This is a genomic window from Streptomyces sp. Z26 (assembly GCF_003665095.1).
In the GTDB taxonomy this organism is placed as follows: Bacteria; Actinomycetota; Actinomycetes; order Streptomycetales; family Streptomycetaceae; genus Streptomyces; species Streptomyces phytohabitans.
Genome location: NZ_RCHV01000002.1, coordinates 3,431,320 through 3,457,608, shown reverse-complemented (window position 1 = coordinate 3,457,608; position 26,289 = coordinate 3,431,320). Strand labels below are relative to the sequence as shown.

The following is a 26,289-nucleotide window of genomic DNA, read 5'->3' as shown; positions in this document are numbered from 1 at the left end:
GGCCCCCAGGTCTCCCTGCCCCCGGGTCGCCCGGTCCCCCGGGCCTCCCGAATCCGTACGGGATGCCGGCCCCGTACGCGACGCCGGTCCGCACCGGCACCCCGTACACGCCATCCCGTACGGCGCACGTCCTCAGCTCTCCGCGATCAGCCCTTCGCGGAGTTGCGCGAGCGTACGGGTCAGCAGCCGGGAGACGTGCATCTGCGAGATGCCGACCTCCTCGCCGATCTGCGACTGCGTCATGTTCGCGAAGAAGCGCAGCATGATGATCTGCCGCTCCCGCGCGGGGAGTTTGGCCAGCAGCGGCTTCAGGGACTCGCGGTACTCCACGCCCTCCAACGCGGTGTCCTCGTAGCCGAGTCGGTCCGCGAGCGAGCCCTCGCCGCCGTCCTCCTCGGCTGCGGGCGTGTCCAGCGACGAGGCGGTGTACGCGTTCCCCACCGCCAGGCCGTCGACCACGTCCTCCTCCGACACCCCGAGGCACGCGGCGAGTTCGGGCACCGTCGGGGACCGGTCGAGCGTCTGCGAGAGGTCGTCGCTCGCCTTGGTGAGGGCGAGGCGCAGCTCCTGGAGGCGCCGCGGGACCCGTACCGACCAGGAGGTGTCCCGGAAGAAGCGCTTGATCTCCCCGACGACGGTCGGCATCGCGAACGTCGGGAACTCCACGCCCCGTTCGCAGTCGAAGCGGTCGATCGCCTTGATCAGACCGATCGTGCCGACCTGGACGATGTCCTCCATCGGCTCGTTGCGGCTGCGGAAGCGGGCCGCCGCGTAGCGCACGAGGGGGAGGTTCAGCTCGATCAGGGTGTCGCGGACGTACGTGCGCTCCGGGCTGTCCATGTCGAGGGCTGCCAGCCGCAGGAACAGGGAGCGGGAGAGGGTGCGGGTGTCGATCGCGGCACCGGCCGCGGCGGGCTGCCGGGGCTCGGGAACCGCGAGGTCCTCGGAGACTTCGGGAACAACGCGGGAAGCGTCGGCGGTCGTGTTCTCGGAGAGCACCTTCGAGCTGCCCAATTCTACGGACATGCCACCCCCTAGAGGTCGCGGACGGGTCGGGCGGCGCCCTCGGTTGAGGGAGGCACCTCCCCCTGAATACCGGAAGCGCCGCCACGGCAAACGCAGCTCTCGCAGAATGTCACAAGTCAGCAACGCGACGTAGCGCCAAGTCGACAAAATTTTGCCGACCGGCGCCACCTCGGCTGGAACCAGCTCACTCGATCCGGTTACGCGTCGATGCGGTTCGCCGCCCTCAACCGCGCGAAGCTGCGCGACAGCAGCCGGGAGACGTGCATCTGCGAGACGCCCAGTTCGACGCTGATCTGCGACTGCGTCAGATTCCGGTAGTAGCGCAGCAGCAGGATGCGCTGCTCCCGCTCCGGGAGCTGTACCAGCAGGTGACGTACGAGATCGCGATGCTCGACGCCGTCCAGCTCCGGGTCCTCGTAGCCGAGCCGGTCGAGCAGTCCGGGCGGCCCGTCCTCGCGCTCCTGGGCCGCCTCCAGCGAGGTCGCCCGGTACGAGCGCCCGGCCTCGATGCAGGCGAGGACGTCCTCCTCGGCGAGATTCAGCCGTTCTGCGATCTCGGCCGTCGTCGGAGACCGCCCGTGCAGCACCGTCAGATCCTCGGTCGCGGCGCTGACCTGCACCCACATCTCGTGCAGGCGCCGGGGGACGTGCACGGTGCGCACGTTGTCGCGGAAGTAGCGGCGGATCTCCCCGACGATCGTGGGCATGGCGAACGTCGGGAACTGCACGCCGCGTTCGGCGTCGAACCGGTCGATCGCGTTGATCAGACCGATGGTGCCGACCTGGACGACGTCCTCCATCGGCTCGTTGCGGCTGCGGAAGCGCGCGGCGACGTAGCGCACCAGCGGGAGGTTCACCTCGACGAGCGCCTCGCGCACCCGGGTGTGCTCGGCCGTACCCGGCGTCTGGTCCTTCAGCTGCTCGAACAGCACCTGCGTCAAGGCGCGCGCGGCGGCGCTCCGGCTACGGGGTGCGCCCCCCGGCGACGCCGGGGGCGGCGCCACCTGAGGCAGGGTCGGGGAGCTGTCCACTCAGCCACCACCCCTTCGCGGTCGCGGTCCACGTGATCCATCTCTGGCAAAAGCGGTCATAGCATCACAAGACATGTGCACAGTGTGCAAGCACCGAGTCATTCCGTGTTGCTGGCCAGTTGGGCCACTCGCACGCCGAACAGGGGTGCGGGCTCACGCGGGCCGCACGGCGCGCGCGAAGCGCCGTACGCGGGAGCACGGGGGCACCCCGCGCGACGGCGGCGCGGACGGGGGCGCGGAAGGAGCCGGGAGGCGGGTACGGCGAAGGACGCTACGCCGGTACGGCGGGCGTCAGTTGGCGCGTACGGGCGGCCGGGCGCGCGTACGGGGGCGGGCGCGGGCCCACGGGGTCGCCGCGCGGGGAGCCGGTGGCGGACCGGCGGTCGTCACTTGATGAGTTCGGTCATGAAGTCACCGACACCCTCGGCCGCGTCCGAGATGCCCTCGAAGCCCACCTGGACGAGGTCGGCGGCCCGCTCCGGTGAGTTGATGATCGTGTACAGCACGAAGACGACGAGGATGTACTGCGCGACCTTCTTTATGTCCACTTCGACTTGCCCTCCACAACGGCCCCCGCACCCCCTGTGCGATCGCGCGAGTCTAACCAGAGCGCCACGGGCCCGGAGCAGTTCGGGTGGGACGAAGCCCGGGGATTCCAGGGCCCCTTGCCCGCCGGACCGCCCTCCCGACCCCGACCCGCACCCCCGCCCCCGTCCCGCGCGGGCCGTCCACGAGGCACCCCCGACAGCCCTTGATAGGCAAGTCACCACTTGCCTATGGTGGCTCCCATGACGGAGGATGTCTTCAAGGCACTCGCCGATCCCACCCGCCGACACGTCCTGGACGAGCTGGTGGAACGGGACGGCCAGACGCTGTTCGAGATCTGCGCGCGGCTGCTGACGAAACACGGGTTGGGCCTGTCCCGGCAGGCGGTCAGCCAGCACCTCGCCGTACTCGAAGCCGCCGACCTGGTCCGTACGCGGCGCGAGGGCCGCTACAAGTTCCACGACCTCAACACCGGCCCCCTGGAAGTCATCGCGACCCGGTGGCTGCGCCCCCGCGCGTCCACCCCACCCGACACATCCGCCCCGGCAACATCCCGTACACCCGAAGCCCCGGAGGGCACACCATGAGGATCCACCTCACCACCGTGCACGTGGACGACCAGGAGGTCGCCCTGCGCTTCTACACCGACGTGCTCGGCTTCCTGCCCAAGCACGACGTCCCGCTGGGTACGGACCGCTGGCTGACGGTCGTCTCACCGGACGCCCCCGAGGGGACGGAACTGCTGCTCGAACCCTCCGGCCACCCCGCCGTACCCCCGTACAAGACGGCGCTCGTGAACGACGGCATCCCCGCGGCCTCGTTCGCCGTGGACGACGTGCGGGCGGAGTACGAGCGGCTGAGCGGGCTCGGCGTGCGGTTCACGCAGGAGCCGCTGACGATGGGGCCGGTCACCACGGCGGTCCTGGACGACACCTGCGGCAACCTGATCCAGATCCTGCACACCGCGTGACGCGTGCCGCCGTGCGGCGGCATCACGTACGGGCGTGCGCGGTCAGTTGGGGAAGGGGACGGCGTCGGAGGCGTCGGCGTGCCAGTTGGTGGCGATGGGGTCGATCACGGTGGCGGTGCTCGGCAGTTCGAGGGTCACCGAGTGCGTCGTGTCGCCCAGCAGCGACAGGTGCAGGAAGTCGTACTGCAAGCCGCCGTCCTCGTTCACCGGCTTCGGGTTGATCCCCGCGTACGCCTCCGTGTCACCCGTCAGCCGCACGCTGTCCGACACCGCCTGCTGCGCCGGGGACACCTCGCTGTCCGCCGACGAACCGAACGACGCCGACGGGTACACACCCTCCAACCAGCACGTGACCCCCGGCTTCGCCTTCGCCGTGATCTGGTAGTAGCCACCCGCCTGCGACTTCTCACTCACCGAGAAGTCCAGGTCGTTCGTCCCGCACGTGGGCTCCACCCCACCGGAGGTGGCGGACGAGGCGGCGGTCGCCGTGGCGGCGGCCCCACCGGCGAGCGCCAGCGCCGCGACGGCGGCCAGGACAAGACGGGCGGGACGGGAAGACATACGTGCACGCATCGGAGACTCCACTACTGCTGGTGACGGCTGGGTCCTGCTGACGTGATCGACACTACGGCCGGAACCATCTTCAAATGATCGTGTGAATGTCCGGGTTCTGTCCCGCCACGAGCCGCGGCGTCGGACCGTCACCTCATCGAACGGACGCACCCCCGGCGGGTGGGCGCGCGGGCCGGTGGGCGGGGCGGGCGGTCAGAGGTGGCGGGTGTAGAACGCCGCGAGGCGGTCCACGGCGGCGTCGACGTACGCGGGCTCGTCGTACATCTCGTAGTGCCCCGCCTCCTCGATCACCATCAGGTCGACCGGGTTCGGCGCCAGCTCCCACAGCCGCATGCCCGACTCGTACGAGCCGGTGTTGCCCCGACGCCCGGCCAGCACGACCTGGAGCGGCTGGGTCATGAGCGGGTCGACGAGGTGGTAGGCGTCGTACCCCAGGAGCAGCGAATCGCCGCGCGCGAGGCGGCGGTTGGTGGAGCGGGGGTGGCCGCCGCGCTCCGTACGGTAGTACGTGACCGCCTGCGTGGTGTCCAGGTCGGTCAGCCCCTCCGCGACGGCCTCCGCCGGGGTGTCGGGCAGCCACGGGACGCGGACCTCCCGGCCGGTGCGGTTCTCCTCCGTACGCGCGTCGGCCATCGCGTCGAGCGCCGCCGCGGCGCCGTCCGGCTGGAAGCCGCGGAAGGAGGTGCCCATGTCGCCGGGGACGACCGTGCCGACGGCCCTGATGCGGTGGTCCGTACGCGCGGTGTGCACGGCGTAGCCGCCACCTGCGCAGATGCCGAGGACGCCGACGCGCTCCGGGTCGACGCCGGGGAGGGTGGGCAGCGCGTCGATCGCGTACGAGAGGTCCTCGCCGCGGCGGTACGGGTCCTCCAGGTCGCGTGGTTCGCCGCCGCTCCGCCCCTGGTGGGCGGGGTCGAAGACGAGCGCGGCGATGCCGCGGGCGGCGAGGCGGGACGCGTACTCCGCGCCGATCTGCTCCTTGACGCTGCTGCCGGGGGTGGCGAGCACGACCGTACGGGCCGGGGCGGGTTCGGCGTCGGGGCCGGGGCCGGTTTCGGTGTCGGTGTCGGGGAGGTGCAGGTCGGCGGCGAGCTCGATCGGCCCGCGCGGGATGGTGAGGTGGCGGATCATCCGGTGGTGCCCTTCACGTCGGGGGCCGCTCGATACTTGTCATGCTCGAAGCAGCACTTGGTACAGTTTCGAACTAGTTCAGAACGGTACCACCTGGGAACGGAGGACCCACGTGACGGCCGACGGGGCACAGCTGTGGACGCTCAACCAGCGCCTGCTGAGCGTCACCATGGACGCCTGCCATGCGGAACTGGCCGAACTGGGCCTGGAGACCAAGGAGTTCTTCGTCCTCGCCGAGGTGACCGCCTCCCCGTACCCGGCCGAGCTCGCCGCGGCGCTGATGATCCCCAAGGCGAGCATGACGGTCTACGTGCGCAACCTCGTCGCGAAGGGCTTCCTGCGGCGCGAGATCGACGACGAGGACCTGCGGCGGCACCGGCTCGTCCTCACCACCGAGGGCGAGACCGCCCGCGAGCGCGCACTCGCGGCGCTCGCCGCCGAGTTCGACCGCAGGCTGGCGCGCGTCACACCGCGGGACCGCACGGAGCTCCGGCGCATTCTGCGGCAGATGCTCGACACCCCGGAGTGAGCGCACGCCTCGCCACGGGCCCACCCCGGCCCGCTGACCTCCCCCGACCCGCGCCCGTACCCGTACCCGTACCCGTCCGGGGCGCGTACCCGTACGGAGGCCGCCCGCTCCCGCCTCACATCCGGGTCTTGTGCGCGAAGACCCATCTGTTGCCCTCCAGCGCGTCGTTCGGCTCGGGCAGCGGGCCCCGGCCGTGGCGGCGGGTGAAGTCGAAGGGCGTGTGCACGGTGGTGGACCAGCCCCTGGCCGTCAGGTCGACGGTGGAGTCCGGCCGCGGCCCCTCCTCGAAGAGATCCAGCAGGTCGATGCCGATGCGCTCCCGCGCCGCCGTGTAGATCGAGCTGTCGCGGTACGCCCTCAGGTCCTCCTCCACCTTCGCCTCGTACGCCAGGGCGCCGCCCCCGGCCGTCAGCCGGTCGACGGTCTCCATCAGGCAGGTCTCGGCGTGGCTCGGCAGGTAGAACAGCAGCCCCTCCGCGAGCCAGACGCTGCGCGCGGCCGGGTCGAATCCGGCGGCGGTCAGCGCGGCGGTCCAGTCGTCCCGCAGGTCGACCGGTACGGGGACGCGCTTCACCGCCGGGGCCGCCGGCGGGTCCGCGAGCACACGGTGCTTGAAGTCCAGCACGCCCGGCCTGTCCAACTCGTAGACCACGCAGTCGGACGGCCAGTCCAACCGGAATGCCCGGGTGTCCAACCCGGCGCCCAGCAGGACCACTTGGCGCCCGCCCGTACGGACGGAGCGGAGGACGAAGTCGTCGAGGACCCTGGTCCGCAGGCCGAAGTACCGGGCGAACCGGCCCCACAGCGGGTCGGCGTCACCGTCCGGCACCTGGTCGGGGTGCACCGGCCAGCGCGCGCACGCCGGGGCGGCCCGTACGAAGTGCTCCGCGTGGACGTCGCGCGCGAGGCTGTCGGGGCGGTGCGTCTCGATCGCCCGTGCCGCGGCGACGAGCAGCGCGGTCAGGCCCACGCCCCCGTGTACGCCGTCCCGGTCCGGGAGCGGTGGCGCCGTGTCGGTCATGTCTCCTCCGTTGACGGAAGCGGGACTTCGGGAGTCCCGCTGGTCGAATGTGTGGTGCCGTTGCTGGTGGGACGCGGTGGCGCGCCCGTCGGATGCGACGACGGCGGGTCGGTCGTACGGGCGGCGGCCGTCGTACGCCGCGCTCACCGGGCCGCACTCACCGGGCCGCGCCGTACGGTGCCCCGCCGTACGGCCCCGCGCCGCCTGGTGCCGCGCCGTCCGGGACGAGGACCGGCTTGACCACCCGGCCCGCCTCGCAGTCGCGTTCGGCCTCGTTGACGTCGTCCAGGGCGTACGTGCGGATCAGTTGGTCGAAGGGGAAGCGTCCGGCCTGCCACAGCCGGGTCAACCGGGGTATCAGCAGGGCCGGTACGGCGTCGCCCTCGCAGATGTGCCGGATGCCGCGGCCCCGGTCCAGCGTGCCCGGCTCCAGCGGCAGGGGCGTGTGGAACCGCGCCACCAGGCCCAGGCTGCCGGTGGGGCGCAGCGCCCGGAGCGCGTCGTTGACGAGCGGGGCCGAGGCGGTGGTGTCCAACGCGAACCGCGCGCCGCCGTCCGTCAACCGCCGTATCCGCTCGGGCAGTCCCGGCGTCCCGGCGGGCAGCGGTGTCGCGCCGAACCGTTCGGCCAGCTCCAGCCGCCCGCGGTGCCGGTCGACCGCCACCGTCGTGGCGCCCGCCGCCGTCGCCGCCAGCACGGCGGCCAGGCCCACCGCGCCCGCGCCGACGACGACGAGCGTGTCGCCGGGGCCCGCGCGGAAGGCGTTCAGCACCGCTCCGGCGCCGGTCAGGAAGCCGCAGCCGAGCGGTCCGAGCAGGGCGAGGGGCAGCGCGGGGTCGACCCGTACGGCGTTCCGGGCCCGTACGAGCGCGTACTCGGCGAACGACGACTGGCCGAACCACCGCGGCGCCAACGCCCCTCCGGCCGCGTCGGTGAGCGGCCGCGACTCCTCCGCGCGCCCTCCGAGGAGGTTGAGGGCGGCGAAGGAGTCGCAGTAAGCGGGGGCGGCGGCACGGCAGTTGGGGCAGTGGCCGCAGGAGTCGAAGCTCAGCACGACATGGTCCCCGACGCGCAGCTCGGCGTCCGGCCCGGACTGCGTCCCGCCCCCGGCGCCCACCCGCACCACGACCCCCGCCCCCTCGTGGCCGAGGACCGCCGGCAGCGGGCTGCGCCCGGCCGACCGCCGGACCGCGAGATCCGTACGGCACATCCCGCAGCCCGCGATCCGCACCAGCACCTCGCCGGGGGCGGGCTCCGCGCGGAGGGCCACCTCCTCGACGGCGAACGGCGTCTCGTACCCGCGCAGTACGGCCGCCCGGAACCTCATGTCGCCTCTCCCGGCTCCCCCGGCGGGCGGTGGACCACGAACGGCCGCAGGTTCCCGTACAGCCCCCACGGCCCGCCCGCCACACCCACCCCGCTGTCGCCGGTGCCCGCGAAGGGCTGGGCCAGGGAGAGTTCGGCGTGGTGGTTGATCCAGGCCGTACCGCAGTCGAGCCGGTCGACCACCGCCTCCGCCCGGTCCGGGTCGGCGGACCACACGGAGCCGCCAAGGCCGTACCGCGTGCCGTTCGCCGCCGCCACGGCCTCCTCGACGCTCCCGTACGCCACCACCGGCAGCACCGGCCCGAACTGCTCCTCCGTCACCACCGCGCTCTCCGGCGGCACCCGGGTGAGGACCGTCGGCGCGAAGAAGTGACCGGGCCGGTCCGGCCGTCCGCCACCGGCCGCCGCGCGGGCGCCGTCCGCCAACGCCCGCCGTACGACCTGCTCGACGCGGGCGAGCTGCGGGCCGTTGCTCACCGGGCCCAGCCGGGTGCCCGGGTCGAGGCCGGGCCCCACGGCGACCGTCCGCGCGCGCTCCGCGAGGGCCTCGACGACCTCGGCGTGCAGCCGCGCCGGGGCGTACACGCGCTTGACCGCCATGCAGACCTGCCCGCAGTTGCGGAAGGCGGCCCAGAACAGCCGGTCCGCGACCCGTTCCACCTCGACGTCGTCCAGCAGGATCGCCGCGTCGTTCCCGCCCAGCTCCAGGGTCACGCGGGCGAGCGAGTCCGCCGCCGCACCGGCGACAGCACGCCCGGCGGGCACCGAACCGGTGAACGTCACGTGCCGGATGCCCGGATGCGACGCCAACCGGGCGCCGAGCGGCTCGCGGCCGGTCACCACCGTCAGGACGTCCGGGGGCAGGACGGACGCGAGGACCGTACCCAGCAACCGGGTCGCCAGCGGCGTGAACGGGGACGGCTTCAGCACCACCGTGTTCCCCGCGGCGAGCGCGGGCGCGCACTTCGCCGCCGCGAGCTGGACGGGGAAGTTCCACGGCACGATCGCGGCGACGGGGCCGAGGGAGCGCCAGCGGACCTCGCCGCGGACGGGGCGGCCGTCGGTGATCGGCCGGGTCTCCGGGGCCAGTTCGGCGAAGTAGCGCAGGCGGGCCGCCGTACGGGCCACCTCCCCGTACGCCTCCGCCAACGGTTTGCCCTGCTCCCGCGTGAGGAGCGGCGCGAGGTCGCCGCCCGCCGCCTCCACCGCGTCGGCCGCCGCGTGCAGCGCGGCCGTACGGGCGGGGGCGTCGGCGCGCCAGCCGCGCCACGCCCGGTGGGCGCGGGCGACGACGGCGTCGACCTCGTCCGGGTGCTGGTCGGGGGCCTCGTCGAAGGGCTCACCGGTGGCCGGGTCGACGACGGGGAACCGCGCCGCCCGGCGCGCGGTGGTGCCGGCACCGGCGCCGCGACGGTGGTCAGCCCGCTGCGGGGACACCGGCCGCGTACTCCCTGGCCTGGCGGTGCATCTCCGCGCGGAACTCCGCCACCAGGTGCGGCCGGATACGCCCCGCGTTCCGGTCACCGCCCTCGCACACCGCGCCCCGTACACCCACGATGTCCGTACCGATCCGGGTCAACGGGCCGACGTCCTCCTGCTTCACGCTGCCCGCGAGGGCGGCGAGCAGACCGGACGCGTGCGACAGCCGTACGAACTCGGCGCAGGCGTCCGGCCGTACGTGGTCGAACAGCCGCGTCCCGTCCTTCACCGCCGTGTCCAACATGGCCGCGTCGGCGCCGGAACGGGCGGCGATGTCGGGCACGGCCAGCGGGTTGACGCAGCCGACACGGTGCGCGTCGGCGTAACCGGAGGCGACGACGAGCGCCTCGGGACGGTACTCCTTCACCGCCCGCACCACCGCGCGCATGACGTCGACCCCCTGGTCGGGCGTCGTACAGCCGTAGAGGCCGACCTTCACGTACGTGGCACCGGAGACGACCGCGCCGAGCGCCGCCTGCGCCACCGTGCCGGGCTTGTACGGCACGTCCCCCACCGTCGCGGACACCGGCTTGTCCACCGGGACCGCGGCGCGGATCTCCCTGATCACCCAGGGGAAGTTGGCGCCGAGCGAGCCCTCGTCGGGCTTCTTGACGTCCACGATGTCGAGGTGCTCCGCCGCCTTCGCGCAGTCGAGCGCCTCGTCGATGCCGTCCGGGGAGATGAGAAGCAACACCAGGGGCCCCTTCCGCCGCATGGCCGCAGGTCCGCCCGGCCCGGAGGCAGGGGCGCGGATCACCAGGTCCGCGTGCGGTGTGCTCATCATTTCCACCGACCCGAGAGCACCGGTAGGGCGCGCGGATTTCCCCCGGGGCGCGCGCCCCCACCCCCGACGCGCCGCACCACACCGGCGTGCACCGGCCCACGCCCGGGGGACCACCAACTCCCGCCCACGACCGGCCTGTCCACCCCCGGACACGACGTAGGGCCGGACCCTCTGGGGGTCCGGCCCTACGTTCGTGGTGCTCAGAGCGGTAGCGGTGGGATTTGAACCCACGGAGAGCTTGCACCCTCACTCGCTTTCGAGGTCTGAACAGACAGATCAGAGCAAATCCGAGGCCGTGCACACCCGTTCAGATCCGCCCGGTGGCCCCTCGCACAGCCACCTCCGAACGGTCCTGAACGGCACTGAACGAGACGGAAACTGAGACGGATCCGGTGCTCACATCTACCGAGGAGGCTGGCGCGGGGTTTGCTGGGCACAACGGCCTTCAAGACCATTCACTTAGCCGTTCGGGCAACCCAGTCCCACATGGGGCGGATCGGATACAGCGTACCGGGCTCGCGCCCGGGCTCGGGAGCCGTGGTCCACACGGGTTCCAGTGGCATTGTTACGCATCAAGGGTTTGTAACTTCTGATCGGTAGTATCGGGCATGGCCCCGGCGCCTCGACCAAGCTCTCACGGCACGGTGAGCAGAACGTAGCCACCGGAAGCGTAGGCATGCGGTTGCTGCCAGCACAGTTGGTTGCCGTCGCGGCTGCGACGCCACTGGAGGGCCACGGGGCGCATGCGACGCGTCGACGCCGTGAGGAAGCACGCTGCGTCGCTCGACCACTGCCTGTGCCAGGCACTTATAGAAGATGTGAGACACATATCCCGAGCGACTTGTGGCGCTGCCGGGGATCGTGCAAGACTCTGCGGACTCCACACTTACCTGGCATACGACTGGAATGGCGATGAGCGAGGACCTGGTACTGCGCAACGCGAGGAAGCTGGGTCGGTTCGGCTACCTGACCCTTGGAAGCACCACCCTCTCGCAACTACGGAAGAGTAAGTTCGTCCGCTCAAAGCTGGCAGACGATGAACTTCTCCGCAAGCCCGATGGCATCGTCTTCCTACCCATGGGGGGAATCAAGGCGGTAATCGAGGCAAAGCAGCCGAAAGAGCTCACCAAAGCCAAACTATCCGGAGTTGTTAAGCACTACAGCCCCATCGCAAGGGCAGTATGTAAGCTCCTGATTATCACCGACGGGAAGAAATCTTATTGGTATAACGCACTAACTGAGAAACCCGTACTGGACGAGAACGGTAATCCGCTTACATTCCATTTCGATATCACCAAGATCGACGATCAGTCGATCACCCTGGAATCCGAAGCCAGGATCGTCGAAATAATCAACCTGGCAGACTCGAGCTTGACCGAGGAGAACAACGCACTCACAGAGCATCACATTATTGATCCCAGCGGATTGGCCAAGACAGTCTGGCAAAAGATCTGGATCAATACAGGCAAGGAACCGGAAAAGTGCCTTTACAACGTTGTTGAAATCCTTCTCTTTAAGTTCTTGAGCGACATCGGAGTACTAACCGGTAATTACTCATTCCGCAAGATAGTAGAACTGCTCGCAACCGAAGGCGATAATAGTGCACTGCACCATTACGGGAACATTACCCGCGACCGCATTCGGAAGCTTTTCCCCAAGGGGGAAGACCAAACCACGGTCATCAATGGAACTATCTTCGTCAACGAGGCCGGTAACCCCAACTTCGCACAGGCTAGCCTTTTTGGTGAGGTAATCCGATCCTTCCAGGAATACGACGACGGAAACGGATCTCTCGAGTACATCGATCATCAGTTCAAGACACGCCTCTACGAGTCCTTTCTCCGTCAGCAGGCCGGAATCCGCTCACTGGGCCAATACTTCACACCGCGCAATGTAGTGCAGGCAATCGTACGCATGTCCAACGCTCATACGCTTCGCGATGGCGATAGCCTCTGCGATCCCTTCTGTGGAGTGGGCGGATTCCTCCTCGAAGCAATCGCCGAGAATCAGAATCTGACAGACCAGTTTGTTCCCAATAATGGGAAAGTGAAGCCTCGAATTAAAATCCGCGGCTACGATAAGGGATCAGACGAGAAGGACGATGAGCGCACGATCATTCTGGCAAAAGCCAACATGCTCGTGTATCTTTCTGACCTTTTGACTGCGTACCATTCTGAAGCATACTTGAAGGAGTTCTCAAACAACGCTTTCAACTCGGTATTCAGGCTCATTCGCTCAAACCTGGGAACCTATGAGCGTGTAGATGAGGACGAGCTCTATGACCTGATTCTGACTAACCCTCCATACGTGACGAGCGGGTCAGCCAGCATCAAGAATGCGATTGAAGCTTCCTCTCTGAGTAACTACTACACCGCTGGCGGTAGAGGAACCGAGTCTCTCGCAATTCAGTGGATCATTCGCCACCTTAAGCCCGGCGGTCAGGCATTCGTTGTGGTTCCTGATGGACTACTCAATCAGGAACCGATCCTTGCCTACATCACGGAGGAGTGTGAGGTTCTATGTGTGGCGGCACTGCCGAGTAGAACCTTTTACTCAACTCCCAAAAAGACATATATCCTTGGCTTGAAGAAGAAGACTTCTCCAGGGGAACAGAAATCGCCGATCTTTACCTATATCGTGTCTGAGATCGGCGAATCCAGGGATACGCGCCGAGTGGCGATCGAGGCGAATGACCTGCACTCGATGGTACGAGAGTTTGCATACTTCAAAGCCGCCCCTGCGAGCTATAGCCCTTCGGATCCTCGCTGCAAAATCATCGATTGGTCAAACTTCGACGGACTCTCCAACTGGCTGGTAGACCGCAGTTGGACCCATGAAGAGAAAGTCGACCTCGGAGTGGTTGAGGAGATCTTCGAGGTAGACCAAGATGCCTTTCGGGCTCTAATCGGTGACGCCCGCACAGCCCTGGATGATCTGTTGAAGGAGCTGGAGTGACGACCTACGCGGAATTCCCCATTGGTGACCTATTTGAAGCCGTGAATGGGAGGGCTAAGTTCATTCGGGATTACATGGATGCGCACCCCGGCCCGTATCCAGTATTCTCAGCCTCCCTTGTAAGGCCATTCGGCTATGTGGACGAGTACGAATTCGACGGACGCTTTCTCACTTGGGTCATGAATGGCTACGGCGGGCGCGTACAAGAGGTTGAAGGTCGGTTTTCCGCAAACCGGGACCGCGGCGTACTTATCCCTAAGCCCGTTATCGATCAGGCGGACCTGACGTATCTCCGATTCGCCATGGAGCCTCAACTTGTAGCGGCTGCGGTAGGCCGCCGGGTGGACGGACGCCTTAATGAGTACACCAAAATCTACCCGCAGACTGCACTAGAGCAAGTGATTCGGATTCCCAGCACTTCGACAGGTAATATCGACCTCGCCCGGATGAAAGAGATAGGGGCCAAGCTTCGGCGCATCGAAGCGGCACAAGCGCGACTTCGTGAAGTTCACGAAACCCTCGACAGGGCCACTTCTCCATTTTTCTGCGACCCTCCCAGCATCGCGATCAATCTTGACAACGAGAGCTTCTTCCGCCTGTCTATTGGGAATCGCGTGCTGCGTAGCCAGCATGTCCCAGACGGGATCCCCGTCTACAGTGCGAACGCTCGCAGTATTTTTGGTCATGTTAAAGCATCAAACCTGCAAGAATTCAAATACTCGTCATTGCTGTGGGGAATCGACGGAATCTTTGATTGGAACTTCATTCCGGCTGGCGAGCGCTTCGCAACCACGGACCACTGCGGACGCGCTGAGATCTTGGATAGTCGACTTGATCCCGCCTACCTGTTGGCCTACTTGCGCACGACTCGGAACACCTATGGTTTTGACCGAGTATTTCGAGCCAGCCTGCGGAACGTGAAGACTAACGTGCAAGTGACGATTCCGGTGGATGCGAACGGGAAGATTTCGCTGAGGCGCCAGAACGAGCTGGCTTCGAGTTTCTATCGCAGAGAGAAATCCCAGCTCACCGCTCTGGCTTCTATTACAGATGTGCTTGACTCTCGCATGGCGATCGATCTCTGACGATCTGATTGGGGCACTAACCGGTTCGCGGTGCCCCGCATGGCCCTTCGCATCCTTTCTCGATCGCGACCTGTCAGCACTTCACCCCTGCATGCTCGGCGGGCAGTACGCCTGGCCGTGCCAGTCGTCTCCTGCCCTGTTGCACTCCACAGGGAGCGGTCGACCTGGGTACCGTATTGAGTCGCCAGGCAACACTATTCATGACGGAATTTTCGGACAGTAAGACCAGCGACCCCAAGCAAAATTTCGGACACGTTCGACCAACAGCTGTCTGCCGTGAATGGTCAGCCGGGCAAAGCGTGGGACGCGAAGACCTTCGTGCGGTGCAATGCTAGAGAGCTCCACCACACCGGAGCTCTTCGTCATGATCAAGCCTGTAAGCGTGAACAACGCTCGTGATCGGTACAGCTAGCTCGCTCCGATGACTTGCCTCCCCACGCTCGCAGACAGGTATGGACCTCGAGCGCGCCTAGATCATGACCACGCAAACTACCTGGCCCCATGTGCAGGGAAGACCCCTTAGGCTTGCCTAGAAAGTTGCATCTAGGGATCTGTTCCTCGCGTATGCGGAGACGGACCCACAGTTGAAGATGGACTGACGTAAGGGGGCCGAAATGTCGGAGGCCAGTCCGCGCGGGACCTACCTGGCGATCGCAGAGCGTCTGCGAAGCGACATTCAGACGCATTCTGAAGGCAACCCGTTGCCGTCAGAGTCGGACTTGGTGAACTCACACGGCGTCTCGCGAAACACGATTCGCCGTGCCCTCAAGGTCCTTGAAGCTGACGGCATTGTCGAGTCCGCCCCCGGGATCGGGTGGCGCGTAGTTCGAGAGGGCGACCGCCGTTCGCTCGTTGAGCGCATGACGGACGTAATCGCAGAAGACTCGCTCTCCGTCGGAGATGCCTACCCCTCCGAAGCGAAGCTCTGCGAGCGGTTCGGCGCGTCCCGGACTGCCGTACGGCGCGTTCTCGCCCAGATGGAGGGCAACGGTCTCCTCGCCACGGTTCACGGCAAGGGGCGAACCGTGCGCGCCCTCCCGACGCCGACCGACCAGCCGTAGCCTTGGCGCCCATGGGACTGACTGAGTGGGCGTACTCGCTCTCCGAATCGATGCTGGCCGATCCGCTCCCGCGTCGGTGGACGCACTCGCTGGGGGTCGCTGAACGTGCGCGCTCGTTGGGTCCGATCATGGGCGACGACGCCGAGCTGCTGGAAGCCGCCGCCGTGCTGCACGATGTTGGCTACTCACCGGCCATCGCCACCACCGGCTTCCACCCGCTGGACGGCGCTCGCTTCCTCCGCGACCAGGAGAATGCGGACGAGCGGGTCGTACGCCTCGTTGCCCACCACTCGTGCGCCCTCCTCGAGGCCGAGGAACGCGGCCTGCGTCCGGAGTTGGCGGGGGAGTTCGAGTTGGAGCGGCCCGAGCTGGTCGACGCCCTGGTGTTCTGCGACATGACGACGACGCCGGACGGAACGCAGACCACACCGACCGCGCGGCTGGACGAGATCCTGCGGCGGTACGGTCCGGACACCATCGTCGGGCGGTTCATCCAGCGCGCGGCGCCGGAGATTCACGCGGCGGCGCAACGAGTCGAGACGCGGTTGGCGCAGGTGTCCACCGGCGGTTAGCCGATGTAGGGCTCTCGCCGCGAGTCGTCCAGGCCGTGGCGGATGCGCAGCATCATCGACGGGTGAATGTCCAGTCCGTCCAGGTCCGCTGGGTCAACCCAGCGGACCTCTTTCGACTCGCTGCTCGTGCGCAGGGAGCCGCCGACGGGATGGGCCCGGAAGCAGATGGAGAACTGCTGTCGGACCTCGCCGTCGTCGTACGCCAGCACGTGTTCGGGGTCGGTGTAGAGACCCACGATGCCGTCCACTTCAACGTTGATGCCGGTCTCTTCCACCACCTCACGGACAGCGGTGTGGCCGATGCGCTCACCGATGTCGTGCCCGCCGCCGGGAAGCGCCCACAGGTTGTTATCGGTCTTGTGGATCAGCAGCAACCGCCCCGCGTCGTCCTGGACGACGGCGGTGACCGAGGGCACCACCGAGTTGGCCGGAGGGGCGTCCGGGTCGCGGAAGTAGTCGGTGCGGCTCATGAGGCAGTGCTCTCCCAATCGGCAGGTGAGGAGATGGGGCGGGCCGATTCCCACACCTTCTCGACGCTCTCAGCGTAGGCGTCGAAGAGTTCAGCGCCGGGCACGCGCCGCAGGTGGAGTACGGGGGCCATGTAGGCGCCGACGCCGTAGAGGTGTCCGTTCGCGAGCATCTCGTCATCGGCGCGGTAGATCGAGTTGTAGAGGGTCGTACCGTGCAGCCGGAATTCCACCCCGGGAAGGCCGAACAGCGGACCGTAGTTGACGAGCGCGTTCCGGACCTTGCCTGCCATCGCGGCACCGATGCCCTCGTCCTCGCCCCGCACTTCCACAGCCGCGGACGTGGGCTCCCCCAGCATGAAGCGGATGGGCACCCCGTCGGCTGACTTCTCCTTCACGATGCGGTGGAACGTCGGGTCTTCCGTGAGCCAGAAACCGGAGTACGCCAACAGGTCGAAGTGGGTGTTCGCCTGGGCGTAGAGGTTCGTCCAGAGGTTCTGCATCACGACGGAGCGGTGCGGATACAGCCTGACCAACTCCGCGTTGCCGGATGCGGTGACCTCCGCTGATGTCCGTTCGTCCGGCCACAGGTACGACACTTCGCACTTCAGGAGCGAGGCCGTGGCGTACTGGAAGCGTCGATACGGCTTCCGGTCGGGTTCGTTGATCCAGCGTTCCACCGTCTTGGCCGCGACGCCGAGCCGTTGGGCGACCTCATCGAGCGTCAGTCCCAGGTCCACGATCGCGCTGCGCAGCCGCTCGTTCGACACGTCCAACCTCCGGCTTGCCGGGACGACTTGGTACGACTTCACGGTAGCCAAGAACGACCCGAGTCGTACACCTGCGAAGTCGATCGTCGGCAGTACCGGGGCCAACCTGTAGGTACATCGAACGCGAAGGGCGCGCAGCACCGAACAGCCGAAGGGCTTGACGGGGCGAATCCTTCTCTGCAAGATGAGGAACAAGTAATACATGTTCTTTTCGTTCGGTCGCGTCAGCGATGTGAACGAGTGCACGTCAAGGGGCCCGGGACAGAGCGGGCCGAGGGACCCGGACCCCTGGTCAACCGGAGGGCTCAGACCGCAAGGTCACGTCTCCATACGCCTCAAAGGGAGCCCGTGTTCCCGAAGGAGACATTCGCAAGACCTCAGCCCCGATGGTCGTAGGCCGCGTTCGACTCGCGGCCGGGGCGCTCGGCCCACCGCGTTCTGCGGTGCCGGCCGTTCCGGCGCGGCGGCACTCCCGGACAGGACAGCTCGCCGCATCCGGCTTCCATCCCGACACAGCCAAGGAGTTCTCCCATGACCGAGCGCGCATTCGTCTCCGCGACCTCCGGCCCTATCGTGCTGGGCCTCTCGCTGCCGGTCGGCAGCGTCCGCGTTCAGGTGCTCGACAACGTGACCGCCGCCCGGGTCGTGCTGCGTACGGACGACACCACGGGCCCGGCCGCCGACGCCATCGACCGCGCCCGCAGCACGCAGAACGGGCAGGCGTTCGCCATCGAGGTTCCCGAGATGCTGGACAACGTCACGGTGCTGGAAAGCCAGGGGAACCGCATCGTGCGGAACTTCGGCTCGTTCCACGGATCGGTCTCCAGCGTGAACGTCATCAACGGCCGCGTCGTCTCCGGCGGCATGCACGCCATGCCCACCGTGAGCATGATCAAGGCGACCGTGTTCCTGCCCCCGCACTCCTCCCTCGCGGTCGTCTCGCAGTCCACCGACGCGGCGGTCTACGGCGGACTGGACCGGATGGAGTTCCGCTCCGTCTCCGGCGACCTGGACGCCGACGGCGTGAGGGAGCTGCGGGCCAACACCACCTCCGGCGACATCCGCGCCGGTCGCGTCACCGAGGAGATCGACGCGCAGTCGGTCTCCGGTGACATCACGGTGAGCCTGTACGACGGCCGCCGCGCCGCTCTCGGCACCACCTCCGGCGACATCACGGTGCAGGCGACCAGCGGGGCCGACGGGCACGTCAGCGCCCGCAGCGTCTCCGGCGACGTACGCGTCTTCGGTGCCCGCCACCTGAACGTGAACGCCCACACGGTCTCGGGCCGTGTCCGCAACCACTGACCAGCGCCACGTCTGAACCTCCGCACATTCGCGGGGCGGTCGCACTCCCGGACAGGACAGCCGACCGCCCCGCGCATCCCGACGCAGCCTGAAGAGGAGCACCACCCATGCGCATGCGCACCTACGTCGCCGGTCAAGAGGCCCGCGACGCCGCCAACCTGCTGCTGATCCGCATGGGCATGCCGTTGGGCTGGGTGCGGTGGGTTCCGTGGGTGCTCACCGGCGTCACGTGCTGGTTGAACGTCGCGGCCGGGCACAGCCTGTCGGCGCGGGTGGCGCACGGCACGATGCCGTTGTTGTGGGTGGTGCTGTCCGAGATCGCCGCGCACGTCTACGCGGTCCGGATCGGTGCCGCGACCGGTCAGCGCATGGAGCGCATCCGGCGTTCGCGGTGGCTGCTGGCGTTCCCTTCCACGTTCGCGTTGTGGCGGCGGATGGTTTTGTGGGAGACCACCAGCTACCGGGACGCCCTCGAACTCGAACGGGGTCGCCAGTTGGCGCGTGCGGAGTTGCGGGAGCGGCACGGCTGGCGCTGGCGCACCCGTACGCCGCGCCGGGAACGGGTGCTGCTGAAGCTGGGCGAACTCGCCCCGCAGGACACCCGACCCGCCCCGGCCGCACCGGATGTCCCGCCGGTTCCGCCCGCGACACCTGAGCTGGAGAAGCCGGAGCAGGGGCCGGAGGGCACGAGGCCGGCACCGCGTCCGGCCCGTCCCGCGAAGCCCAAAGCCCCGCGCAAGACAGCAGCCAAGGCACCGCGGTTGTCGTTCGAGCAGCAGCTGGTCAAGGCCCGCGAGACAACGGCCGGTTGGGCGGACGGCGAGTTGAAGGCGGAACCGATCCGGCAGGCACTCGGCTGCGGACAGGACCGCTCCCGGCAGCTGCGGGACGCCCTGAAGAACGAGCGCGCCACGACCACCCGACCGGACCGTCCGCAACTCGCGGCGGTCGCCGGGGGCGGCGCCTGATATCCGGCGCGAACAGCACATCACGGGGCCCGGCCGCTTGCTTGGCGGCTGTGGGCCGGGCCCCGCACCTCCCCAATCACGGAAGGACTTTCAGTGAATCACGCAGACGACGAGGGCCGGGAAGGCGAGCTGTTCGCCCGGCTGGAAGCGGAGATGAACGCCGACACCCCGCCCGAGGGGTCGGGTGGCCCGGTGGTCGACTTGGACAAGGAACGGTCGGCCCGCGCCCGCCCGACCGACGCCCCCGACATGTCGGGTGACGGCGTGGGTGTCGAGTCGGCCGACGCCGTACCCGTTCCGTCGGGGCGGATGTCGGTCGACGGGTCGGGTGGTGCGTCGGGGCCGGGTCTGGCCGACCGGATTCAGGGCGCTGCCCGACGGGATGTGCTTCCGGCGTGGGCCCGCTCGCGCCCGGAGTTCGTGACCGGCGCGCGGTGGGTTGCCGGGTACGCGGGGCATGTGGCGGCGTATCACGCGGTCCGCGCACCCTGGTACGGGGTGCGGTTGGCGCTGCGCGCGCCGATGGGCGGGGCGAAGTTCGTCGGCGGCACGCTGCGGTGGCTGGTCGATGCGGAGGGGGAGCCTTTGCGGCAGGCGACCGCGAACGCGGGGAACGCGGCGGTGGGCGAGTACCTGAAGCTGTGCCGCCAGCGGGACCGTCGGGTGCGCTGGCGGACCCTGGTCGCCGTCGTCTCCGGCGTCGTCGGGTTGGGGTCGGCGCTGGCCCTGTACGTGCTCGCCCCGACGTGGCTGCTCGCCTTGTCGGGTGCGGTGGTCACCCTCGCGATGGGGTGGCTGGGCGCCCCGGCCGACGCCCCCGTCGTCCACCGTGCGGTGGAGATCCCCAAGGCGCAGAAACTCACCTCCGACATCGTGCTGCGCGCGTTGGGGGCGCTGGGTATCCCGGCGATCAACCAGGCGCAGAGCCGGGGTCGAGACGGGTTCGCGTTCACCGCGCCGATCACCCGGGACGGGCCGGGCTGGCGTGCGGAGGGCGACCTCCCCTACGGCGTGACCGTCACCGACGTGATCGACCGTCGGGACAAGCTCGCGTCCGGTCTGCGCCGCCCACTGGGGTGTGTATGGCCGGAAGGGGTGCCGGAGGAGCACACGGGTCACCTGGTGATGTGGGTCGGGGACCGGGACATGTCCAAAGCCAAGCAACCCGCCTGGCCGCTGGCCAAGACCGGGAGCGTGGACCTGTTCAAGCCGGTCGCGTTCGGGACCGACCCGCGCGGCCGATGGGTCGAGATCACGCTCATGTACATCGCGGCCGTCATCGGCGCGATCCCCCGCATGGGCAAGACCTTCCTCCTACGCCTCCTGCTGCTGATCGCGGCGTTGGACGCGCGGGCGGAGCTGCACACCTACGACCTCAAGGGCACCGGCGACCTCGACCCGGTCGGCAACGCCGTCGGCTACCGGCACCGCGCCGGGGACGACGACGAGGACATCGAATACGCCCTCACCGACCTCCGCGAACTGCGTGCGGAGCTACGGCGCCGCACCAAGGTCATCCGGTCCCTGCCGCGTGACATCTGCCCGGAGTCGAAGGTGACCAGCGAACTCGCCTCGAAGCCGTCGTTGGGGCTGCACCCGATCGTGGTCGGGGTGGACGAGTGCCAGGTGTGGTTCGAGCACGACAAGCACGGCGCCGAGTTCGAGGAAATCTGCACCGACCTCGTCAAACGCGGCCCCGCGACGGGGATCGTGTTGCTGTTGGCCACGCAGCGGCCCGACGCGAAGGCCCTGCCCACCGGCATCTCCGCGAACGCATCAGCGCGGTTCTGCCTGAAGGTCATGGGCCAGCTGGAGAACGACATGGTGCTCGGCACCTCCGCCTACAAGCGCGGAGTACGGGCCACGATGTTCTCCTGGGCGGACAAGGGCATCCACTACTTCGTGGGTGAAGGCGCCGACGCCCGTATCGTCCGTTCCGTCTTCGCCGACGCCGTGGCAGCGGACGCCATCGCCACCCGCGCGCGGACGTTGCGCGAGGCGGCGGGGACGCTGGCCGGATACGCCCTCGGACAGGAGCCCGAGACCGACGCGGCAGCCTCGTACGACCTGCTCTCCGATCTGCTGGCGGTCACGTCGGCGGAGGAGCCCAAGGTGTGGTCCGAAACCGTCGTCTCCCGGCTGGCGGAGTTGCGGCCGGAGGTCTACGGCGAGTGGACCGGCGAGCAGCTGACCGCCGCCCTGAAGCCCTACGGGGTCAAGACGGGCCAGGTATGGGGCACCACCGACAGCGGGAAGGGCGCGAACCGGCGCGGCATCAAACGCGCCGACCTCCTCACCGCTGTTGCGGAGCGTGACGGAAACCAGGGTGCGGCCTGACCGTTGACCGGCGCTAGACCTAGCGGCAACCCCCGCTAGGTCTAGCGGGCCCGCTAGCACCCGAAACACTCCCTGATCAGGCCGCTAGCTCCTAGCGGCCTGGCCTCGTCATGCCCGGAAACCGCCTGGGAGGGCCCCCGATGACCCCTGTCCTGGCCGCTATACCCGGCCTCCTCCTACTCACCCTGTGTTACGCGGCGTTGTGTGCCGCCGCGCCGTTCGGCCCCTGCCGCCGCTGCGGCGGGCTCGGCTTCCAGCTCAAGTACGGCCGCGTCACCGGACGCCCCAAGCGCGGAAAGGACTGCCGCCGCTGCCGGGGCCACGGCCGCCGACTGCGCGCCGGACGGTGGCTGTTCAACCACGCCGCCCGCACCTACCGCGAACAAGCCACCCCGCCCACCGGCCAGCCCGGACGGAAGGAACTGCCGTGACCGTGAACGTCTCCCTCGTCCTGGTCCTCGGCGTCACCGTGCTGACGCTCATCAAGTTCGGCTCCCTCCGCGCCGGGGCCACCGTCGTTGCCGTGCTGTTCGGCTTCTACCTCGCCAGCACCGACAGCGCCCCCGCCGTCAACGACCTCGTCACCGACCTCACCAGCGCCGTCGAAGACATCGGCCGCTGACCCAGAAAGGAGCACCACTATGACGCAGCGCGAACCCCCCGGACACCTCGCCCCGCACATCCCCGCCGACGCCTACCGCCGCGCCGAAACCACCGGGCAGCCCCTCGTCATCGTCCACACCACGGCGCCCGAACGCCCGGACACCGCCAGGTTCCTGGTCCCGCTCGCGGTCGGCACCGCCGCCACGATCGGCCTCCTCGGCACCGTCGCCGCGATCCTCGCGCTGTTCCAGTTCGCCGCGCAGACCGCCGCCGCCCTCGCCGCCACCACCGGTCCCATCGGAGTCGGCATCGGCCTCAAACTCGCCCGCCCCAAGCACCGCTGAACACAAGGAGAACCGCTTGACCGAGGACGACTACTGCGACGAGTGCACCACCTTCGGCTGCCCCGGCCACGAACTGTGCGACACCTGCGCCGGAGAGATCTGCAACGAGTGCGACGGCTGCGACTGCCCCAACACCCCGTGCCCCGGCTACCCCGCCCACCAGACCGGCACCGACTGATCCACGGGGGGCTCAACGCCCCATCGAATGAACCGCCTTGCGTAACCCGAGGACGGCGGCACTCCCGGACAGGACAGCCCGCCGCCCTCGGTCTCCGTATCCCGACGTAGCAGAACAGGAGATCTCCAGCATGACAGCTGACAGCAAGGTCCGCCGCTCCATCCCGGACAACCACCCGTACGGAATCCGACTGCGCACCGCGCTCCAACTCGCCGCGAATGACGTGCCGGTACTGCCTCTGCGAGCGGGGAAGTTGCCGTTCGGCAACTGCCCCGCCTGCGCGAAGTCGGCGTGTGGTGACCGCCCGCACATGCTCCGCGCGGGCCCCTGTGCCTGTCCGGCGCCGTGCCACGCGTGGGCCGCCGCCACCACCGACCACACCGTGCTCACCTCGGCCGCGTGGGCGTCCGCGTGGCGTGAGGCTGCCGCTGTGGCGTACCACCCCGGCGGGGCCGGGCTGACCGTGGTCGACCTGGACGACGCGGCGGCCGTCGCGTGGGCCCGTACCGCGTTGCCCGCCACCCGCACGGTGGCTACGACGCGCGGTGAGCACTGGATCTACCGGGGCGCGATGCCCTCGCGCAACGACGTGCGGCCGGGCGTCGACATCAAGTCGGCCATGTCCTACGCCCGTTGGCTCGGTCCCGGCACCGGCACCATGACCGCCCTGCCCGTCGTCGTACGGGCTCTGGCGGTGAAGGAGCGCACCGCGGTTCGTCCCGCTGCCCGTGTCGTGGCCGCGACGGTGCCGGTGGGGGGCGGGGTGTGCCGTCATCGCACGCCGGTCTTCCTGGAACGCGGCATCACGATGGGCGTGCAGCGCATCACCCAGGCCACGGCCGGGGTGCACGCCACCGTGTACGGGACGTTCCTCGCGGTCCTGTCGACGCACGGCCGGTGCGGTTGCCTGACCGACGCCCACGTGTCGCGGTTGTTCGCCGCCGCGCAGGCCAAGGGCGAGAGCGCCCGGCACTGCGCCGAGGCGTGGACCAACGCCCGCACCGCGCTGGGGGTGTGAGCGATGTCCGAGGACGAGAAGACTCCGGCCCGCGAGGTCATCACCGACTACGCGCAAGCCAACTTCCGGTACTTCCGCACCGCCGACGGCACCGTGTACGCGCAGCGCAACGGCCACCCCGTCGCCCGTCCGATCCGCTCGCAGGGCACGACGGGCAGCCACCGGCAGGAACTCATGGTGGGGATGTTCCGGGACGGCCGGGGCGTGTTCAACGGCACCGCGCTCAAGGAAGCCCTCGACCTGATCGAGGCCCTCGCCCTGGACGAGGACGTACAGGCCACGCACATCCGCGTCGCCCCCGGCCTCGACGGTGCGACGTGGCTGGACCTCGGCCGCGCCGACGGCCAGTCCGTACGCATCCACCCCACCGGCTGGATCGTCACCACCCCGGACCCGCACGAGGTGTGCTGGCGCCGCACCCAACTCACCGGCGAACTCCCCCTGCCGGTCAAGGACACCGACGGCAAGGGCATCGACGCCCTGCTCAGGTTGTGCAACTTCGCGGGCGCCGAGACGGAATGCCTCGCCATCGCGTGGCTGCTCGGCTGCCTGGGCCCGTCGGTGCCCGTCCCCGCGCCGTTCCTCACCGGCCCGCAAGGCGCGGGGAAGTCGACCGGCGGGCGGATGCTGGTACGGATCATCGAGGGCATGACCGGTGACCTGCGCCGTGCCCCGAAGGACGAGGAGAACCTGATCGCGGCCGTGGCCGCCGGGTGGGTCACCGCGCTGGACAACCTCTCGCACATGACGCCGGACCTGTCCGACGCCATGTGCTGCATCGTCACCGGAGCCGAGAACGTCAAGCGCGCCCTGTTCACCGACGGCGACGTGGTCCGTTCCCGCTACCGCCGCCCGCTGCTGCTGACCGGTATCGACGTCGGCGTGATCCGGCCCGACCTCGCGGAACGCCTCCTGCCGCTACGGCTGGAACGCCCCCGGATACGGCGTACGGAGGCGGAGCTGTGGGCGGAGTACGAGGAGGTGTTGCCGGTCGTGCTCGGCTCGCTTCTGGACCTCGCGGTGAAGGTCCGCGCGGCCGAGGCGGAGACTCCCACCGATCTGCGGATGGCGGACTTCGCGCACCTGTGCGCGCAGCTCGACGCGGCGACCGGTCTGGGGGCGCTGGCCGCCTACAGGGCGAGCCTGGACGACCTCAACGACGACGTCATCGAGGGCGACCTGTTGGCACAGACCGTCCTCCGGCACGCCGAGAGCATCGAGCCGGGCGCGGCACAACAGCTCACCTCCACGGAGTGGCTGCACCTCCTGAGCCGCCTCTACAGCGGCGACGAGCTGCGTCCCCTGCCGAAGGGGTGGCCGACCACGGGCAAGGTCCTCTCCGACCGCCTCAAGCGCCTCCAACCCACCCTCGCCGCACGAGGCTTGCTCATCGACTCCGGCCGTACCAGGGAGGGCCGTTACCTCGAAATGAGCCGCCCGCCGAGCACGCCTCTGCACGAGCAGAAACCGGCGTTCTGAACCGAACCCCGGCGGCACTCGGGGGACAAGCAAGAGGAGCACCACCCCGCCGCGCGGCGGTGCTCCTCTTGCTGTTCGGCGGAACGCCGCCCGAAGAGCGCGCCGCGCAGCGGCACCGTTCATCACGCGGTGAGGCGCCACCGGACCACAACAGACGCCCCTCTTTTTCCTAAGTAGGGAAACGCTGCGTCACCCTCGTCACCAACGGCCAGCAAACGGCCGCCCACCTGCGCAGTTGAGCGTGACGCAGACGGCCATCTGCTGCGTCACGCCGCGTCATCCGCGTCACCCGTGACAGAGAGGCCGCGTCACGGGTGACGCACCGGCAAAGCATCGCGTCACGCAAAGCAACAGGTCAGAAGCGCGCATGACGCAGGTGACGCAGTGACGCAGAAATCCACACCTCGGACAAGCACGCGCCCCGGAAGAACCCGCACACCGCTGACAGGAGCAAGCCTTGACCGACCCCGCCGCGTCCGCCGACGCCGACTCCACGCTCGTACTCCTCAAGGTAGAAGAAGCCGCCCGCCGACTCCGTATCGGCCGCACCACCTGCTTCACCCTCATCCGCACCGGCGAACTCGAATCCATCCTGGTCGGCGGACTCCGACGCGTACCAGTCGACGCCGTACCCGAATACGTCACCCGTCTCCGGACCACCCAGCACGCAGCTTGACGACGCCGGGGCGGCGGCACTCCCGGACAGGACAGCCCGCCGCCCCGGCCTCCAT

General features: G+C 68.7%; 28 protein-coding genes. 17 read left to right on the top strand and 11 right to left on the bottom strand.

The window, feature by feature from the left end; genetic code table 11:
- Positions 1–132: 132 nt before the first annotated feature.
- The 3 genes from D7M15_RS15390 to D7M15_RS28480 all read right to left on the bottom strand — a co-directional run bounded on the left by D7M15_RS15390 (position 133) and on the right by D7M15_RS28480 (position 2,605).
- A complete protein-coding gene (locus D7M15_RS15390) occupies positions 133–1,026 on the bottom strand; it encodes an RNA polymerase sigma factor SigF (protein WP_121518039.1) in 894 nt (297 codons plus the stop codon).
- Between the two features lie 197 nt (positions 1,027–1,223).
- Positions 1,224–2,030 carry an RNA polymerase sigma factor SigF gene (locus tag D7M15_RS15385; protein ID WP_240649320.1) on the bottom strand — a complete coding sequence of 269 codons (807 nt, stop codon included), beginning with the start codon at positions 2,028–2,030 and terminating at the stop codon, positions 1,224–1,226.
- Between the two features lie 413 nt (positions 2,031–2,443).
- The gene (locus tag D7M15_RS28480) at positions 2,444–2,605 is read right to left on the bottom strand and encodes a hypothetical protein (protein ID WP_165906261.1); all 162 of its coding nucleotides are present in this window, start codon (positions 2,603–2,605) and stop codon (positions 2,444–2,446) included.
- Positions 2,606–2,845: 240 nt separating this feature from the next.
- Between D7M15_RS28480 and D7M15_RS15380 the strand changes: the two genes are divergently transcribed.
- Together D7M15_RS15380 and D7M15_RS15375 are read left to right on the top strand one after the other, a co-directional pair.
- Positions 2,846–3,190 carry a metalloregulator ArsR/SmtB family transcription factor gene (locus D7M15_RS15380; protein ID WP_121518038.1) on the top strand — a complete coding sequence of 115 codons (345 nt, stop codon included), beginning with the start codon at positions 2,846–2,848 and terminating at the stop codon, positions 3,188–3,190.
- A complete protein-coding gene (locus tag D7M15_RS15375) occupies positions 3,187–3,573 on the top strand; it encodes a VOC family protein (protein WP_121518037.1) in 387 nt (128 codons plus the stop codon). The genes D7M15_RS15380 and D7M15_RS15375 overlap by 4 nt, the downstream gene beginning before the upstream one ends.
- A gap of 42 nt (positions 3,574–3,615) precedes the next feature.
- Here the strand turns inward: D7M15_RS15375 and D7M15_RS15370 are convergent, their stop codons facing one another.
- A complete protein-coding gene (locus D7M15_RS15370; protein ID WP_240649319.1) occupies positions 3,616–4,134 on the bottom strand; it encodes a DUF4232 domain-containing protein in 519 nt (172 codons plus the stop codon).
- Between the two features lie 204 nt (positions 4,135–4,338).
- The gene (locus D7M15_RS15365; RefSeq protein ID WP_121518035.1) at positions 4,339–5,277 is read right to left on the bottom strand and encodes an alpha/beta hydrolase; all 939 of its coding nucleotides are present in this window, start codon (positions 5,275–5,277) and stop codon (positions 4,339–4,341) included.
- Between the two features lie 112 nt (positions 5,278–5,389).
- Between D7M15_RS15365 and D7M15_RS15360 the strand changes: the two genes are divergently transcribed.
- The gene (locus D7M15_RS15360; RefSeq protein WP_121518034.1) at positions 5,390–5,806 is read left to right on the top strand and encodes a MarR family transcriptional regulator; all 417 of its coding nucleotides are present in this window, start codon (positions 5,390–5,392) and stop codon (positions 5,804–5,806) included.
- Positions 5,807–5,921: 115 nt separating this feature from the next.
- On the opposite strand, the gene D7M15_RS15355 is transcribed toward D7M15_RS15360, so the two are convergent.
- The 4 genes from D7M15_RS15355 to D7M15_RS15340 all read right to left on the bottom strand — a co-directional run bounded on the left by D7M15_RS15355 (position 5,922) and on the right by D7M15_RS15340 (position 10,326).
- Positions 5,922–6,827 (bottom strand): class I SAM-dependent methyltransferase, encoded by a 906-nt coding sequence (locus D7M15_RS15355; protein ID WP_121518033.1) that lies wholly within the window; start codon positions 6,825–6,827, stop codon positions 5,922–5,924.
- Between the two features lie 157 nt (positions 6,828–6,984).
- Positions 6,985–8,154 (bottom strand): zinc-binding dehydrogenase, encoded by a 1,170-nt coding sequence (locus tag D7M15_RS15350; RefSeq protein WP_121518032.1) that lies wholly within the window; start codon positions 8,152–8,154, stop codon positions 6,985–6,987.
- Entirely contained in the window at positions 8,151–9,590 is a 1,440-nt protein-coding gene (locus D7M15_RS15345; RefSeq protein WP_121518031.1) for an aldehyde dehydrogenase family protein, read from the bottom strand. Before D7M15_RS15345 ends, D7M15_RS15350 begins: the two co-directional genes overlap by 4 nt.
- Complete coding sequence (locus D7M15_RS15340; protein WP_121520823.1) at positions 9,571–10,326, bottom strand: (5-formylfuran-3-yl)methyl phosphate synthase; 756 nt, start codon at positions 10,324–10,326, stop codon at positions 9,571–9,573. The genes D7M15_RS15345 and D7M15_RS15340 overlap by 20 nt, the downstream gene beginning before the upstream one ends.
- A 1,002-nt stretch (positions 10,327–11,328) precedes the next feature.
- On the opposite strand from D7M15_RS15340, the gene D7M15_RS15335 reads away from it, so the two are divergent.
- The 4 genes from D7M15_RS15335 (at position 11,329) to D7M15_RS15320 (ending at position 16,089) form a co-directional block, all read left to right on the top strand.
- The gene (locus D7M15_RS15335) at positions 11,329–13,371 is read left to right on the top strand and encodes an N-6 DNA methylase (protein WP_165906260.1); all 2,043 of its coding nucleotides are present in this window, start codon (positions 11,329–11,331) and stop codon (positions 13,369–13,371) included.
- Positions 13,368–14,456 (top strand): restriction endonuclease subunit S, encoded by a 1,089-nt coding sequence (locus D7M15_RS15330; RefSeq protein ID WP_121518029.1) that lies wholly within the window; start codon positions 13,368–13,370, stop codon positions 14,454–14,456. The genes D7M15_RS15335 and D7M15_RS15330 overlap by 4 nt, the downstream gene beginning before the upstream one ends.
- A gap of 614 nt (positions 14,457–15,070) precedes the next feature.
- The gene (locus D7M15_RS15325) at positions 15,071–15,517 is read left to right on the top strand and encodes a winged helix-turn-helix domain-containing protein (protein WP_121518028.1); all 447 of its coding nucleotides are present in this window, start codon (positions 15,071–15,073) and stop codon (positions 15,515–15,517) included.
- A gap of 11 nt (positions 15,518–15,528) precedes the next feature.
- Positions 15,529–16,089 (top strand): HD domain-containing protein, encoded by a 561-nt coding sequence (locus tag D7M15_RS15320; RefSeq protein ID WP_206337370.1) that lies wholly within the window; start codon positions 15,529–15,531, stop codon positions 16,087–16,089.
- On the opposite strand, the gene D7M15_RS15315 is transcribed toward D7M15_RS15320, so the two are convergent.
- Entirely contained in the window at positions 16,086–16,559 is a 474-nt protein-coding gene (locus tag D7M15_RS15315) for an NUDIX domain-containing protein (RefSeq protein WP_121518026.1), read from the bottom strand. The genes D7M15_RS15320 and D7M15_RS15315 overlap by 4 nt on opposite strands.
- Entirely contained in the window at positions 16,556–17,326 is a 771-nt protein-coding gene (locus D7M15_RS15310; RefSeq protein ID WP_121518025.1) for a helix-turn-helix transcriptional regulator, read from the bottom strand. The genes D7M15_RS15315 and D7M15_RS15310 overlap by 4 nt, the downstream gene beginning before the upstream one ends.
- Before the next feature lie 531 nt (positions 17,327–17,857).
- Between D7M15_RS15310 and D7M15_RS15305 the strand changes: the two genes are divergently transcribed.
- The 10 genes from D7M15_RS15305 to D7M15_RS15260 all read left to right on the top strand — a co-directional run bounded on the left by D7M15_RS15305 (position 17,858) and on the right by D7M15_RS15260 (position 26,234).
- On the top strand, positions 17,858–18,631 hold the full coding sequence (locus tag D7M15_RS15305) for a DUF4097 family beta strand repeat-containing protein (protein WP_121518024.1): 774 nt from the start codon (positions 17,858–17,860) through the stop codon (positions 18,629–18,631).
- A 107-nt stretch (positions 18,632–18,738) separates the two neighbouring features.
- Positions 18,739–19,599, top strand: a complete 861-nt coding sequence (locus D7M15_RS15300; protein WP_121518023.1) for a DUF2637 domain-containing protein — start codon at positions 18,739–18,741, stop codon at positions 19,597–19,599.
- Positions 19,600–19,752: 153 nt separating this feature from the next.
- Positions 19,753–21,936 carry a cell division protein FtsK gene (locus D7M15_RS15295; protein ID WP_121520821.1) on the top strand — a complete coding sequence of 728 codons (2,184 nt, stop codon included), beginning with the start codon at positions 19,753–19,755 and terminating at the stop codon, positions 21,934–21,936.
- Between the two features lie 140 nt (positions 21,937–22,076).
- Positions 22,077–22,367 carry a hypothetical protein gene (locus D7M15_RS15290; protein ID WP_121518022.1) on the top strand — a complete coding sequence of 97 codons (291 nt, stop codon included), beginning with the start codon at positions 22,077–22,079 and terminating at the stop codon, positions 22,365–22,367.
- Positions 22,364–22,558 (top strand): hypothetical protein, encoded by a 195-nt coding sequence (locus D7M15_RS15285; RefSeq protein WP_121518021.1) that lies wholly within the window; start codon positions 22,364–22,366, stop codon positions 22,556–22,558. Before D7M15_RS15290 ends, D7M15_RS15285 begins: the two co-directional genes overlap by 4 nt.
- Positions 22,559–22,577: 19 nt before the next feature.
- Complete coding sequence (locus tag D7M15_RS15280) at positions 22,578–22,883, top strand: hypothetical protein (protein WP_121518020.1); 306 nt, start codon at positions 22,578–22,580, stop codon at positions 22,881–22,883.
- A gap of 16 nt (positions 22,884–22,899) precedes the next feature.
- Positions 22,900–23,061: a hypothetical protein gene (locus D7M15_RS28475; protein ID WP_165906259.1), complete on the top strand. Its 162-nt coding sequence runs from the start codon at positions 22,900–22,902 to the stop codon at positions 23,059–23,061.
- A gap of 130 nt (positions 23,062–23,191) precedes the next feature.
- The gene (locus tag D7M15_RS15275; protein ID WP_121518019.1) at positions 23,192–24,079 is read left to right on the top strand and encodes a bifunctional DNA primase/polymerase; all 888 of its coding nucleotides are present in this window, start codon (positions 23,192–23,194) and stop codon (positions 24,077–24,079) included.
- 3 nt (positions 24,080–24,082) lie between these two features.
- On the top strand, positions 24,083–25,558 hold the full coding sequence (locus D7M15_RS15270) for an ATP-binding protein (protein WP_121518018.1): 1,476 nt from the start codon (positions 24,083–24,085) through the stop codon (positions 25,556–25,558).
- Positions 25,559–26,015: 457 nt separating this feature from the next.
- Positions 26,016–26,234, top strand: coding sequence for an excisionase family DNA-binding protein (locus tag D7M15_RS15260; protein WP_121518016.1), 219 nt, complete (start codon positions 26,016–26,018; stop codon positions 26,232–26,234).
- Positions 26,235–26,289 lie beyond the last annotated feature (55 nt).

Bases quoted from the DNA above. Each gene is read 5' to 3' on its own strand.
- D7M15_RS15390 (WP_121518039.1), bottom strand. From the start codon at position 1,026: ATGTCCGTAGAATTGGGCAGCTCGAAGGTGCTCTCCGAGAACACGACC.
- D7M15_RS15380 (WP_121518038.1), top strand. From the start codon at position 2,846: ATGACGGAGGATGTCTTCAAGGCACTCGCCGATCCCACCCGCCGACAC.
- D7M15_RS15375 (WP_121518037.1), top strand. From the start codon at position 3,187: ATGAGGATCCACCTCACCACCGTGCACGTGGACGACCAGGAGGTCGCC.
- D7M15_RS15370 (WP_240649319.1), bottom strand. From the start codon at position 4,134: ATGTCTTCCCGTCCCGCCCGTCTTGTCCTGGCCGCCGTCGCGGCGCTG.
- D7M15_RS15365 (WP_121518035.1), bottom strand. From the start codon at position 5,277: ATGATCCGCCACCTCACCATCCCGCGCGGGCCGATCGAGCTCGCCGCC.
- D7M15_RS15355 (WP_121518033.1), bottom strand. From the start codon at position 6,827: ATGACCGACACGGCGCCACCGCTCCCGGACCGGGACGGCGTACACGGG.
- D7M15_RS15350 (WP_121518032.1), bottom strand. From the start codon at position 8,154: ATGAGGTTCCGGGCGGCCGTACTGCGCGGGTACGAGACGCCGTTCGCC.
- D7M15_RS15335 (WP_165906260.1), top strand. From the start codon at position 11,329: ATGAGCGAGGACCTGGTACTGCGCAACGCGAGGAAGCTGGGTCGGTTC.
- D7M15_RS15325 (WP_121518028.1), top strand. From the start codon at position 15,071: ATGTCGGAGGCCAGTCCGCGCGGGACCTACCTGGCGATCGCAGAGCGT.
- D7M15_RS15320 (WP_206337370.1), top strand. From the start codon at position 15,529: ATGGGACTGACTGAGTGGGCGTACTCGCTCTCCGAATCGATGCTGGCC.
- D7M15_RS15315 (WP_121518026.1), bottom strand. From the start codon at position 16,559: ATGAGCCGCACCGACTACTTCCGCGACCCGGACGCCCCTCCGGCCAAC.
- D7M15_RS15305 (WP_121518024.1), top strand. From the start codon at position 17,858: ATGACCGAGCGCGCATTCGTCTCCGCGACCTCCGGCCCTATCGTGCTG.
- D7M15_RS15300 (WP_121518023.1), top strand. From the start codon at position 18,739: ATGCGCATGCGCACCTACGTCGCCGGTCAAGAGGCCCGCGACGCCGCC.
- D7M15_RS15295 (WP_121520821.1), top strand. From the start codon at position 19,753: ATGAACGCCGACACCCCGCCCGAGGGGTCGGGTGGCCCGGTGGTCGAC.
- D7M15_RS15290 (WP_121518022.1), top strand. From the start codon at position 22,077: ATGACCCCTGTCCTGGCCGCTATACCCGGCCTCCTCCTACTCACCCTG.
- D7M15_RS15280 (WP_121518020.1), top strand. From the start codon at position 22,578: ATGACGCAGCGCGAACCCCCCGGACACCTCGCCCCGCACATCCCCGCC.
- D7M15_RS15275 (WP_121518019.1), top strand. From the start codon at position 23,192: ATGACAGCTGACAGCAAGGTCCGCCGCTCCATCCCGGACAACCACCCG.
- D7M15_RS15270 (WP_121518018.1), top strand. From the start codon at position 24,083: ATGTCCGAGGACGAGAAGACTCCGGCCCGCGAGGTCATCACCGACTAC.